Origin of the sequence: Streptococcus sp. HMSC078H03 (assembly GCF_001808655.1) — a bacterium.
Classification (GTDB): Bacteria; Bacillota; Bacilli; order Lactobacillales; family Streptococcaceae; genus Streptococcus; species Streptococcus salivarius_G.
The window spans coordinates 1-13490 of sequence record NZ_KV794082.1 but is presented as its reverse complement, the minus strand read 5'-3'; the positions used below and the strand labels follow the sequence as shown (position 1 = coordinate 13490).

Sequence of the window (13490 nt, the reverse complement as noted above, 5' to 3'; positions counted from 1 at the left end):
GGGGCATATCATTCTCACGGGTGGTTTTGACTTTATCATTTTAGCTAACCATTTATCACTAAAAACTATTGATGAAAAAGAAATGAAATTTAGTTATTTTTTCTTTTTTATTGGAAAAAATGGCGATAAGATGGTAAACTAAAGAGGATATTATATAAAAAAAGGTATCGAAAATTAGAATGTTAAAACATAAAAACGTCCTGGTATTTTTAGGACAAACCTTGCTTTATTTCGCCATTTTTATGGCCCTAATTTATCTCTACAATTACCTAGGACAAGGTCAAGGTAATTTTATCTATAACGAATTTTAGGAAGAATAATGACGAATACAAAAATTAAAGATATGATTGAAACGATTGAGCAGTTTGCTCAATCACAACCTGACTTTCCTGTTTACAATATTTTAGGGGAAGTTCACACTTACGGTGACTTAAAAGCTGACTCGGATAGCTTGGCAGCTAAGATTGATAGTCTTGATATTCCAGAAAAATCACCTGTTGTGGTTTATGGCGGGCAAGAGTATGAAATGTTGGCAACTTTTGTCGCTTTGACTAAATCTGGTCACGCTTATATTCCAATTGATAGTCACTCAGCTCTTGAGCGCGTGACGGCTATCGTTGAAGTAGCAGAGCCTAGTCTGATTATTGCTATCAATGACTTCCCACTTGAGGATGTCCAAGCTCCAATCTTAACATTGGACCAAGTGACAACAGCTTTTGAAAGCAAGACTAGCTACGAAGTGACTCATCCTGTTAAGGGAGATGATACTTATTACATCATCTTTACCTCAGGAACTACAGGTAAGCCTAAAGGGGTCCAAATTTCACACAATAATCTCCTTAGTTTCACTAACTGGATGATTACGGACAAGGAATTTGCAACTCCAAAACGTCCTCAAATGCTGGCTCAACCGCCCTATTCATTTGACTTGTCAGTAATGTACTGGGCACCTACACTGGCACTTGGAGGAACACTCTATGCGCTTCCTTCAGCCATTACACAGGACTTCAAGAAGCTCTTTGAAACGATCTTCTCACTTCCAATTGCTATTTGGACATCAACACCATCTTTTGCAGATATGGCAATGTTGTCTGAAGACTTCAATGCAGAGAAGATGCCAGAAATTACGCATTTCTATTTTGACGGAGAAGAGTTGACTGTCAAGACTGCTCAAAAGCTTCGCCAACGTTTCCCAGAAGCACGTATTATTAATGCTTACGGACCAACTGAAGCAACTGTAGCCTTATCAGCAGTAGCAGTAACTGATGAGATGCTGGCTAACCTTAAGCGTTTGCCAATTGGTTATACCAAGGAAGATTCACCGACTTATATTATCGATGAGGATGGCAATATCCTTCCAAATGGTCAACAAGGTGAAATCATCGTATCAGGACCAGCAGTTTCAAAAGGATATATGAACAATCCTGAAAAGACTGCGGAAGCCTTCTTCGAGTTTAATGGCCTACCTGCTTACCATACTGGTGATGTAGGAACGATGACTGATGAAGGTCTCCTTCTTTACGGTGGTCGTATGGACTTCCAGATTAAATTTAATGGTTTCCGTATTGAGCTAGAGGATGTTTCACAAAACCTTAATAAGTCTAAGTATATTGATTCAGCAGTAGCTGTGCCACGTTACAATAAAGACCATAAGGTTCAGAATCTCTTGGCTTATGTGATTCTTAAGGATGGTGTTCGTGAGCAGTTTGAACGTGAAATTGATATCACCAAGGCGATTAAGGCTGACTTAGAAGATATCATGATGTCTTACATGATGCCTACTAAGTTCCTCTATCGTGAGAGCTTGCCTTTAACACCAAATGGGAAAATTGATATCAAGGGTCTTATCAGTGAGGTTAACAACCGATGATTGACTTCTTGAAACAGCTCCCCCATTTAGAAGCCTACGGTAACCCCTTCTATTTTATCTATCTTGGATTAGCTCTATTGCCAATCTTTGTGGGTCTCTTCTTTAAAAAGCGTTTTGCGATTTATGAGTGTTTGGTAAGTCTAGCCTTTATTGTTCTCGCTCTGACAGGAACACATGCTAGCCAATTACTAGCCTTACTCTTCTATATCGTTTGGCAAATCATCTGGGTTTATTCCTACAAATATTACCGCAGTAACAAGGACAATAAATGGGTTTTCTATTTACACTCATTTCTTGTAGTCCTTCCTTTGATTTTTGTTAAGGTAGAGCCTGCGATAAATGGTACTCAGTCGCTCTTAAACTTTCTTGGTATTTCTTACTTGACCTTCCGATCAGTTGGTATGATTATCGAGATGCGGGATGGTGTCTTAAAAGAGTTTACACTTGGAGAATTCCTCCGATTCATGCTCTTTATGCCAACCTTTACGAGTGGTCCTATTGATCGCTTCAAACGCTTTAACGAAGATTACAAAGCGATTCCTGAGCGAGACGAGTTGATGAATATGTTGGAGCAAGCTGTAAAATATATCATGCTTGGTTTCCTCTATAAGTTTGTTTTGGCTCAGATTTTCGGAAGTATGCTCTTGCCTTCACTGAAAGCACAAGCTTTGGCTCAAGGTGGTATCTTTAATTTACCAACACTTGGTGTCATGTATGTTTTCGGTCTTGATCTCTTCTTTGACTTTGCGGGTTACTCGATGTTTGCCTTGGCAGCATCAAACCTCATGGGGATTAAGAGCCCAATCAACTTTGACAAACCTTTCATCTCACGAGACTTGAAAGAATTTTGGAATCGTTGGCATATGAGCTTGTCTTTCTGGTTCCGTGACTTTGTCTTTATGCGTTTGGTTATGGTTTTGATGCGAAACAAGGTTTTCAAAAACCGAAACACGACATCAAATGTGGCCTATGTCATTAATATGATGGTTATGGGATTCTGGCATGGAGTTACCTGGTATTACATTGCTTATGGTATTTTCCATGGTATTGGTCTAGGAATTAATGATGCCTGGTTACGTAAGAAGAAGACCATTAATAAAGAACGTAAGAAAGCTGGTCTTGAGCCACTTCCTGAAAATAAATGGACGAAGGCTTTGGGAATCTTTATTACATTTAACACTGTTATGTTGTCATTCTTGATTTTCTCTGGATTCTTGAATGACCTCTGGTTCACTAAAAAATAAGTAAAGGAATTATAAAAATGGATGTAAAATCAGAAGTTATTGAAATTATTGATGAACTCTTCATGGAAGATGTTTCAGACATGATGGATGAAGACCTTTTCGATGCTGGTGTTCTCGACTCTATGGGAACAGTTGAGCTTATCGTTGAATTGGAATCACGTTTCGATATTCGTGTGCCAGTTTCAGAATTTGGTCGTGATGACTGGAACACAGCTAATAAGATTGTTGAAGGGGTAACGGAGCTTCGCAATGCTTAAGCGTTTATGGCAAATTTTTGGCCCTATAATCTGTGCCTTAGTCTTGGTAGTAGTAGTTATTTTTTCCTACCCTCAAGGCAGAAAACATAATTATGAGGTTGAAAAACGTAACGCAGTAACCTTGACAACTGAGAACTTTAAGAGCCGTATTAATAAGACGACAGCTCTTTCTGATAAGAATCATCGATTTGTCCCTTTCTTTGGGTCTAGTGAATGGTTGCGTTTTGATGCCCTTCATCCAGCTGTTTTAGCTGAAAAATACGACCGTAACTATCGCCCATATTTTATTGGACAACGTGGGGCTGCCTCTCTAAACCAATATTTGGGAATGCAACAAATGCTTCCTGAATTGAAAAATGGGACAGCAGTCTACGTCTTGTCACCACAGTGGTTTACTAAAAAAGGTTACAATTCTGCGGCTTTCCAGCAGTTCTACAATAACGACCAACTTAGTAGTTTCTTAAGTCAAAATCAGACGGATGCAAATTCTCAATATGCTGCTCAGCGTATCTTAGAGATGAAACCTGAGGTTACTATGAAATCTCAACTTTCTAAAGTGGCTAATGGACAAGATTTAAATTCTCTTGATAAGACTTATATTCAATTTATGGCAGAGCTTAATAAGCGAGAAGATGCCTTGTTCAGTCCTTTTGCAGCATCAAATAATGCAAATTACGACAAGAAGGTTCTTCCTTATCTTAAAGAGTTGCCAGACAAGTTCTCTTACGAGGCACTTGACCAGGTTGCCGTAAGAGATGCAGAAGCTCATACCAAGTCAAACGACTTTGGTATCGATGACCGTTTCTATAAGAAACGTTTGGCTAAAAAGATTGGTAAACTTAAAGGTTTCCAAAAGAATCTTTCGTATGAAGTTTCACAAGAATACGGTGACCTACAGTTAGTCTTAAATCAATTTGCGAAGTCAAATACTAACGTTATCTTTGTCATCCCACCTGTTAATAGCAAGTGGATGGCTTATACGGGACTAAGTCAAGAAATGTATGACGCTACGGTTTCTAAAATCCGTTATCAATTGGAAAGTCAAGGCTTCACCAATATTGCTGACTTCTCAAAAGATGGAGATCAACCTTACTTCATGCAAGATACCATTCATATGGGATGGAAAGGTTGGGTAGCCTTTGACAAGGCTGTTGATCCATTTGTAAGTAATCCAACACCTGCACCTAGCTATAACTTGAACGACCGCTTTTATAGTAAGGATTGGGCAGGTTATACAGGGGCTCCTAGTCAGTTTAAGTAGTATTACTTAATAAATCAATCAAAAAGGCTTGTTAAAGCCTTTTTATGTTATGATCTTTCCACGGTATTACCTTCGGAAATTATTAAAAAGGATTGGGATAACTCTCAATCCTTTTTATCCTTTTAAGTTTTATAATACGTTATACAGATAGTTATTTGTTTTTAGTTAGAGCTTTTCGAATTAAATCTGCAGGGATGATCAAAACCGCGATAAGAAGTGCAACGATATAGTGTTGAACGTCCATTGGAACGGTACTAAATACTTTACCACCGAATTGAATGATCAATGTTTGAACGACAGCAATAGAAATCATTACAATTGAGAATTTCTTGTTTTCGCCGATATGTTCAAAAACATTGAATCCATTACTACGTGTATTAAGTGAGTTGAAAATGACAGCATAGATAAATACTGTAAAGGTGAATGTTGTTACCATTTCAAAGTTGCCAGTTCCATTTGTGATAAAGTCTTGGATACCACCAACATTTTTAAGAATTGCTAAACATACGACAGTAATGAAGATGCTAGCTACACCGATAGCAGATTTCATATAGCCAGTAAGAATATTTGCCTTCTTAGCAACTGGTTTTTCATTCATGTAACGATCTAGCGTAGGTTCTTCACCAAAGGCAAGGGCAGCAAGTGTGTCCATGATAAGGTTAATCCAGAGAATTTGGATAATTGTAAATGGTTCTTTGAGGCCCAAGAGTGGTGAGAGAAGTGACATAGCAATTGTAGTCACGTTTACGGTTAACTGGAAGATAATGAATTTACTTACTGACTTACTCATAGTACGTCCATAGAGGACGGCTTTCTCAATCGAAGTCAATGAGTTATTCAAGATAACGATATCTGAGGCTTCACGTGCGACTTCAGTACCATCACCCATTGAGAATCCGACATCAGCCGATTTAAGGGCAGGTGAGTCATTGACCCCATCACCTGTCATACCAGCGACCATATCGAGGTCTTGAGCTGCCTCAATAAGACGTTTTTTATCCATTGGAAGGGCACGACTGACCACTTTTAAGTGAGGCAATTGTTGTTTAAGTTCTTGATCTGAAAGGGCAGAGAGTTCATCGTGAGTAAGGACAAGGTCATTTTGACCAGTAACGATACCGGCTTCTTTAGCGATAGCAACAGCGGTTTCTTTACGGTCACCAGTTACCATAACTACTTGAACACCTGCACGGTTCATTGTTTCAACAGTTTGTTTAATTGAAGAACGAACGTTATCACGGATACATACGATACCAATCAAGACTTTATCATTTCCATCTGTATTTAGGATAGCAAGCAAACGCATTAAACGGTTAGCTTGTTCCAATGATAATTCTTGGAAACGAGCTTTAATATCATCTGTAAAGTTTTGTTTATTACCATCTTTATCAAGATAGTAGTAGCAGTCATTTAGGATGAATTCTGGAGCACCCTTGATGTAAGTTTTTCCGTCCTTAGTCGTTACACTTGCGAATTTTGTTGCTGAGTTGAATTGTTGCTTCTCAGTAATTGTATTTGTATCAAAATCAAGTTGAGAACGACCAATAAGGAAATCAAGAAGTGCACGGTCAGTGGCGTTACTACCAACAGCACTGCCATCAGCTACCATGGCGTCGTTATTAAGACCGATACCATTAATCATTTCAGCTTTAAGGCTATCTGACATAGTGTCAAAATCAGGAGCCTCAGTTTCACCAGTAGCTGCATAAAGTGTTCCATCAGCAAGGAAGAAGTCAACTACAGATAGTTTACCTTCAGTGATAGTACCAGTCTTATCACTGAAGAGGATATTCATGTATCCGGCTGTTTCAATGGTATCAGGATGGCGAACCAGGATATTTTGAGCTAAAAGTCGTCCTGAGTTCATTGAAGAAACGAGTGCCAACATCATCGGAAGACCTTCTGGAACGGCCATGATGATGATTGTAACCGCAAAGAGAATCGTTTCAATGATAAGAAGGAAGATTGAACCACCATTGAGGTTATTAGCCTTATTGAGGGCAATAAAGCCTAAAACAAGGTTGATTACTGAATATGCAGCACCTGCACTATAACCGAGGACACCGATGTTTCCAGCAAGCTTGTTGAGTTTTTCTTTGGATGGTGAATCTTTACTATCTTCTTGAAGAGAAGTATTGATGCTTCCTAGAACAGTATTATCACCAATTTGTGTAGCTTCCATAACGGCTTCACCTGAAGTAACAACTGTACCACGGAAGACTTTGAGCTCTGTAAAGAGGTCGGAAGAGTCTGGTTCTGCTTGATCACCAAGAGGAAGTTTCTTAGCATCTTCACTTTCACCATTAAGGACAGCTTGGTTTACTTTTAACTCACCTTCCAGTATGATACCGTCAACTGGAATCTTGTCCCCTGATTGAAGGAGAATTTGATCACCTTTTACAATATCATCAACAAGAACTTCTTTAAGTTTACCATCACGATAAACCTTAGCATTAGTTTTTGAAGCCTCTTCTTGAAGAGTGTTGAATTTTTGCTCATTTCGGTATTGTGAGACTGCTGAGAATCCTGTAGACATCAAAATGGCGAAAATTAGTGAGATAGCCTCATACCAGTTGGCTTCACCAATAGCAGGGAAAATCATTCCAACAAAGTTGAAGATGATTTTTAATCCTAAGGCAGCCAAGAGGATAAGAATCCATTGATCTTGGAAGGCTTCGATAAAGATTGAGAGGAGCGAGTTAGCCTCTTTACTAGAGAGCCTATTATCGCCATGGGCGTTTTTACTTGCTTGAACTTCAGCAGAAGTCAAGCCTTTAAATTTTTTCATTTAAGGTTTGTATCCTTTCTAAATTATTACTGAATTTTAAGGCTAGTAAATTATAAGCCAAAAAGCTTATCATTACAGTCACGATAACTGAATAACTATCAGTAAGTATTATACTTTATTTTACTATTAAATTGTTGATTTTTTACCAATAGAATATTGAAGTTTCTTTTGTCTTTAGCAAGAGTAGGGGAGAACAAAAAACTTGTATTTTTTCGTTAAATATAATTATATCCTTCCACCTTCAATTCATACAAGCCTCTCACCGCATTGCATCCGTAGATGGCCTGAGCCTGTTCCATATCTTTTACGGTCAAGACTTTTTCTTTAAGCTTATTATCAGCAATTAGGCTTTGTCTGTAGATGCCATTTAAGAGGCCGAGGTGAACGGGTGGTGTGTAGAGTTGGTCCTCGATTTTAAGCACAATGTTACCGATAGAGGTTTCTAGGAGTTGCCCCTCATGATTATAATAGATTTGTTCGTGAGGTTCGATACTAAGGTGAGGACGGTAACTTGTTTTGAAGAAGGTATAGGGGCTATCCAACGTATGCCTTTGCTCAACTAACCTTGCTTGGCAGAAGTCATTGGATAAGTTTGTTAATTGGGTATGTTCAAACTTCAGTTCACCATCTTTTGCAAGTGACATTTTAAGACGGTAATCTTTGTCAAAGTCTAGTGATTGGCACAGAGCTTCGACTTGATAGTGAGCTTTTTCTGCATTGAAAGGATAGTCAAAGTAGCGACTACTCTCTTGCAAGCGTTTCATATGCTCCTCAAGAAATAGCAGTTTTCCTTGGTGGACACGAGCAGTTGAAATGAGATCGAATTTGGGGTTCTGACGGTATAGAACAGCAGCTTTTTGCTTTGTTTCTTCATATTCAGCTTCCCAGTTGCTGTCCCAGGTAATACCTCCTCCGACACCATAGATAGCCTTGGTTCCTTCCATTTGTAGTGTCCGAATGGCCACGTTAAAAATACTAGGTCCCTGTGGCACCAAGATACCAATAGCTCCACAATAAACACCTCGAGGCTGTTTTTCAACCTTCTTAATAATCTCCATGGTTGCTATTTTTGGGGCACCTGTAATCGATCCGCATGGAAAAAGGGCTTGGAAGACATCATTTAAACGACTATTTGGTAGGAGTTGCGTCTCAATAGTTGAAGTCATTTGCCAAACCGTAGAGTATTGTTCAACTTGGCAAAGGCTCTTGACATCTTCACTTCCTATTTTTGAAATACGATTCATGTCATTTCTAAGTAGATCGACAATCATCATATTTTCAGAGCGATTTTTCTGATCCTGAGCTAGCCAATGGGCTTGTTTGAGGTCAGTTTCAGTTGTTAAACCACGATTGGTGGTACCTTTCATTGGACGAGTGGTCAGCCTATCACCATCTTTTTTAAAGAAGAGTTCTGGACTTATGGAAATGATAGAAACATCATCGTGCTGAATAAAGGCATTGTAATGTGCATTTTGCTCAACAACCAATCGGTTATAGATGGCAAAGGGATCAGCTGTCAGCTTCTGTTGGAGTTGAACAGTATAATTGACCTGATAAGTATCACCTTGTCGAATATGGTGGTGTATTTGCTCAATAGCAGCCTTGTATTCCTCTGCAGAAGTTAGCTCTAGCCAAGATTTTGGTAAGGTAATTGGCTCATAAGCAAGTGGAATAGGCTCTGTTTGAACAGTTTCATGAATAGTGAAGTAGAGGAGATACTCTGACATTAATGGACCATCAATAACCTGAAATTTTGTCTCGAAGGCAGGGGCAGCTTCATAGGAAACATAACCTACTGCATAATAGCCCTTATTTTGATAGGCTTCGACTTCAGCTAAGAGATGCTTAACTTCCTTAATGTTCTTTGTTTTTAGTTCTTTAATGGCGTCTGTAAAAATTTGTCTGACACCAAGTTCTTTAAAATCAATAACAGTTTTCTTATGCATACTTAGAGTATAACATAAGAAGTTTCCCTCTGGTTCTTTTTCATGTTTTAATTCTCTTTCTCAAAATTCTAACCAAAAATGAACTTTTCAGATAGTTTTACATATGTTATAATGATAGGGACTAAAAGAAGATTTTAGAGGGAAATATGACTGAAAAAAATAACTTTGAGAAAGGCAACAGCAGTCTTTCAAACCATAAAATGAAAAAAGGCACTTCTAAGAATTCATGGAAGCATCAAATGTATGAGCTAGAAATTGCCATTGCTAAAGAGTCAAGTAACAAAAAAAGAAATGAACTCATTAAAATCCATAATGGCTATATGAGTGAGTATGATAGCTTAAAGAAACAAATCATCTGGTTAGCCGTATTAGGAATTTGTTTCTTATTAGTATTGGTAGTTTTTGGTTATTTTATCTGGAATAGTTACAATAGTGAGAATATGTCTTATACGTCATCTTGGCTTCAAGAGAAAGTACTGAGCACTTATAGAGCTTAGTGTCCTAATCCTAGTAAATAATAGAGTCTCTAGACAAAAGTCTAGGGCTTTTTTGTTATAAAAAAGGATTTATCTGGTTGATATATAGTTATTAGCTATAACAATATCTAAACAAAAGGAGATAACGGTAGCTAGAAACCCTTTATTTTATAGGTTATAGTCAAAAACTATATATAGAGAAAACTAATAGCAATTATACAGCCACCCGTTTCTTTGGTAAGATAAGTTCAACAACAAAGAGGAGGACACAAGATGTCAACTACTATCATTGGTTTCCCACGTTTGGGTGAATTCCGCGAATTAAAATTTACAACAGAAAAATACTTTAGAAATGAAATTACTGCAGATGAACTTTTAACAGCAGCCAAAGACTTGCGTGCAAAACACTGGAATATTGTTAAAGAGAAGGGTATCAGTGAAATTCCTTCAAATGATTTCTCACATTACGATAACTTCCTTGATGCAGCTTTCCTTTTCAACGTCGTACCTGAATCTGTTCAAAACTTGGATTTGACAGATCTTGAACGTTACTTTGCTTTGGCGCGTGGTTACCAAGGTGAAAAAGGGGATGTACGTGCCCTTCCTATGAAAAAATGGTTTAACACTAACTACCATTACATCGTTCCTAAATTTGAAAAAACAACAGAAGTTAAACTTGCTGGTCACAAGATTTTTGATGAGTACCAAGAAGCTAAAGAATTGGGCCTTAACACACGTCCAGTTGTCGTTGGACCATTTACTTTCCTTCAATTATCTGACTTTGAAGATGGTGTGAAAGCAGAAGACTTTGTAGATAGCTTTGTGGCAGCTTACCAAGAAGTCTTTGCTAAATTGGCAGAACTTGGTGCTACACGTATTCAACTCGATGAGCCAGCCCTTGTTAAAGATTTGTCAGCTGAAGAAAAAGCTCTCTTCTTGAACCTCTACAACAAACTTTTGGCTGATAAAAAAGGTCTTGAAGTCTTGATCCAAACTTACTTTGGTGACGTTCGTGATGTCTACAATGACCTTGTGAACTTGCCAGTTGATGGTATTGGTCTTGACCTTGTTGAAGGTAAGAAAACACTTGAATTGGTTAAAGGTGGTTTCCCAGCTGATAAGACTCTCTATGCCGGTATCGTCAATGGTAAAAACATCTGGCGTAATAACTACGAGAAGAGTCTTGCAATTCTTGAACAAGTGCCAGCTGAAAATGTTGTTTTGACAACATCTTGCTCACTTCTTCATGTACCATTTACAACTGCTAACGAAGAATTTGAACCAGCTATCTTGAACCACTTTGCTTTTGCGGTTGAAAAATTGGACGAATTGCGTGATTTGGATGCTATCCGCAATGGTCAAGGTGCAGAAGCCCTTGCTGCCAACAAAGAACTCTTTGCGACTGAGCGTGTTGGTGAAAATGCTGAACTTCGTGCCCGTATTGCAGGCTTGACTGAAGCTGATTACACTCGTTTGCCAGCATTTGCAGAACGTGAAGCGATTCAAAAAGATGCTTTCAAACTTCCATTGCTTCCAACAACAACTATCGGTTCATTCCCTCAAACTAAGGAAGTTCGTGCGAAACGTTTGGCTTTCCGTAAGAATGAATTGTCACAAGAAGAATACGATGCTTTCCTTGCTGAAATCACTGATGAATGGATTAAATGGCAAGAAGAAGTTGGATTTGACGTACTTGTACACGGTGAATTCGAACGTAACGACATGGTTGAATACTTCGGTCAAAACTTGTCAGGTTACCTCTTCTCTAAAAACGGTTGGGTGCAATCATATGGTATGCGTGGGGTTAAACCACCAATCATTTGGGGTGATGTGACTCGTCTTAACCCAATCACTGTGAAATGGTCTAGCTACGCACAAAGCCGTACTGACAAACCTGTTAAAGGTATGTTGACTGGACCTGTTACTATCCTTAACTGGTCATTCCCACGTGAGGACATCTCTATCAAGGATTCAACTCTTCAAATTGCTCTTGCAATCAAAGATGAAGTACTTGACCTTGAAGCTGCAGGCGTGAAAATTATCCAAATTGACGAAGCTGCTCTTCGCGAAAAATTGCCGCTCCGTCGTAGTGACTGGTATGAAGACTACCTCGACTGGGCAATTCCAGCCTTCCGTTTGGTACACTCAACTGTAGCACCAGACACACAAATCCACACTCACATGTGTTACTCAGAATTTACAGATATCATCCCAGCTATCGATAACTTAGATGCTGACGTTATCTCATTTGAAGCTAGCCGTTCAAATCTTGAAATCTTGGATGAACTTAAAGCTCAAAACTTCCAAACAGAAGTTGGACCTGGGGTTTACGATATCCACTCACCACGTGTCCCACAAGACGGTGAAATTGACCACACTATCGAAGCAATCTTGGCAAAAGTACCAAGCGGTAAAGTATGGATCAACCCTGACTGTGGTTTGAAGACTCGCGGAATCAAAGAAACTAAAGAAAGCTTGATTAAGCTTGTAGAAGCTGCAAAAGCAGCTCGCGAAAACTTGTAAGAGGAAGTTATCATATGTTGAAGACCTTCTTCCTTAAGTGTAGAAGGTTTTCAATAGCGAATAATGTTCTAAAGATTTTTGCAAGCAGGCTATGATTAACAATTGTTTAACTGTACTCATGAAGTCAGTAGGCACTTAAAACAGCTTTCGTCTTAACAAAAATCTAAAAAGAAGAAGGTATAAAATATGACAAGCCAAACACCATCACTCTCTTTTGAAGTCTTTCCACCTAACCCAGCAGTAGGTAACGAAAAAATCCTACGTGCCCTTGAGGATATGCAAGGATTGGCTCCACACTTTATCAGTGTTACAGCTAGTAATAACAAATATAATATCAAAGAGACGACGGTTCCTTTGGCGGATCATATTCAAAATGACCTAGCTATCCCAACGATTGCCCACCTTCCAGCTATCTATTTGAGTAAAGAAAAGGTTGCTGATACCTTACGTGACTTGGATGCCGTTGGAGTACACCGTATCTTAGCCCTACGTGGCGATATCATTCCTGGTGTGGAACCTCTTAAAGACTTTAAATATGCCACTGATTTGATTGAATTTATCAAGGAAGAAGCTCCTCAATTTGATATCATCGGTGCCTGCTATCCTGAAGGGCATCCAGATTCGCCAAATCAAATCTCTGATATCCAAAACCTTAAGAAAAAGGTTGATGCAGGTTGTTCTGGTCTTTTAACCCAACTCTTCTTTGACAATGAACGTTTCTATGATTTTCAAGATAAATGTACCTTGGCTGGAATTGATGTACCAATTCATGCAGGAATTATGCCTATCTTGAATCGTAACCAAGCTCTACGTTTGCTTAAGACTTGTGAGAATATTCATTTGCCACGTAAGTTCCGTGCCATTTTGGATAAGTATGAGCATGATCCTGAGTCACTTAGAGCGGCTGGTCTTGCTTATGCGATTGACCAGATTGTCGACCTTGTTACTCAAGATGTTGCAGGCGTTCACCTCTACACCATGAATAATGCAGAAACTGCTCGTCATATTCACGAAGCGACTCATTCCTTATTTAAGCATCATTCACAAGTTAGTGCTCTATAATTGAATCATAAAATTACCACCTATAGTTTAATGATATGCCCCCTGTCAAGTAGACAGGTTAAA

The 13490-nt window shown here is 38.7% G+C and carries 10 protein-coding genes; 8 read left to right on the top strand and 2 right to left on the bottom strand.

Annotation, left to right across the window (positions count from 1 at the left end; all coding sequences use genetic code 11):
* Positions 1–179: 179 nt before the first annotated feature.
* Genes HMPREF2607_RS02400 through dltD form a run of 5 tightly spaced genes read left to right on the top strand, consistent with a single transcriptional unit; the run spans position 180 to position 4632 of the window.
* Positions 180–311 carry a teichoic acid D-Ala incorporation-associated protein DltX gene (locus HMPREF2607_RS02400; protein WP_002885174.1) on the top strand — a complete coding sequence of 44 codons (132 nt, stop codon included), beginning with the start codon at positions 180–182 and terminating at the stop codon, positions 309–311.
* Positions 312–319: 8 nt separating this feature from the next.
* Positions 320–1870 carry a D-alanine--poly(phosphoribitol) ligase subunit DltA gene (gene dltA, locus HMPREF2607_RS02395; protein ID WP_004182015.1) on the top strand — a complete coding sequence of 517 codons (1551 nt, stop codon included), beginning with the start codon at positions 320–322 and terminating at the stop codon, positions 1868–1870.
* Positions 1867–3114, top strand: coding sequence for a D-alanyl-lipoteichoic acid biosynthesis protein DltB (gene dltB, locus HMPREF2607_RS02390; protein ID WP_021144021.1), 1248 nt, complete (start codon positions 1867–1869; stop codon positions 3112–3114). Before dltA ends, dltB begins: the two co-directional genes overlap by 4 nt.
* A gap of 17 nt (positions 3115–3131) precedes the next feature.
* Positions 3132–3371 (top strand): D-alanine--poly(phosphoribitol) ligase subunit DltC, encoded by a 240-nt coding sequence (gene dltC, locus HMPREF2607_RS02385; protein ID WP_002891149.1) that lies wholly within the window; start codon positions 3132–3134, stop codon positions 3369–3371.
* Positions 3364–4632 carry a D-alanyl-lipoteichoic acid biosynthesis protein DltD gene (dltD, locus tag HMPREF2607_RS02380; RefSeq protein ID WP_070475609.1) on the top strand — a complete coding sequence of 423 codons (1269 nt, stop codon included), beginning with the start codon at positions 3364–3366 and terminating at the stop codon, positions 4630–4632. Before dltC ends, dltD begins: the two co-directional genes overlap by 8 nt.
* A 151-nt stretch (positions 4633–4783) precedes the next feature.
* On the opposite strand, the gene HMPREF2607_RS02375 is transcribed toward dltD, so the two are convergent.
* Both HMPREF2607_RS02375 and pabB read right to left on the bottom strand, forming a co-directional pair.
* The gene (locus HMPREF2607_RS02375; RefSeq protein ID WP_070475606.1) at positions 4784–7420 is read right to left on the bottom strand and encodes a calcium-translocating P-type ATPase, PMCA-type; all 2637 of its coding nucleotides are present in this window, start codon (positions 7418–7420) and stop codon (positions 4784–4786) included.
* Between the two features lie 215 nt (positions 7421–7635).
* The gene (gene pabB / locus HMPREF2607_RS02370) at positions 7636–9366 is read right to left on the bottom strand and encodes an aminodeoxychorismate synthase component I (protein ID WP_070475603.1); all 1731 of its coding nucleotides are present in this window, start codon (positions 9364–9366) and stop codon (positions 7636–7638) included.
* Positions 9367–9512: 146 nt separating this feature from the next.
* Between pabB and HMPREF2607_RS02365 the strand changes: the two genes are divergently transcribed.
* The 3 genes from HMPREF2607_RS02365 to metF all read left to right on the top strand — a co-directional run bounded on the left by HMPREF2607_RS02365 (position 9513) and on the right by metF (position 13427).
* Positions 9513–9863: a hypothetical protein gene (locus HMPREF2607_RS02365; protein ID WP_004182017.1), complete on the top strand. Its 351-nt coding sequence runs from the start codon at positions 9513–9515 to the stop codon at positions 9861–9863.
* A 252-nt stretch (positions 9864–10115) separates the two neighbouring features.
* On the top strand, positions 10116–12365 hold the full coding sequence (gene metE, locus HMPREF2607_RS02360; RefSeq protein ID WP_070475600.1) for a 5-methyltetrahydropteroyltriglutamate--homocysteine S-methyltransferase: 2250 nt from the start codon (positions 10116–10118) through the stop codon (positions 12363–12365).
* Positions 12366–12551: 186 nt separating this feature from the next.
* The gene (gene metF, locus HMPREF2607_RS02355; RefSeq protein ID WP_021144026.1) at positions 12552–13427 is read left to right on the top strand and encodes a methylenetetrahydrofolate reductase [NAD(P)H]; all 876 of its coding nucleotides are present in this window, start codon (positions 12552–12554) and stop codon (positions 13425–13427) included.
* The last annotated feature ends 63 nt before the right edge of the window (positions 13428–13490 follow it).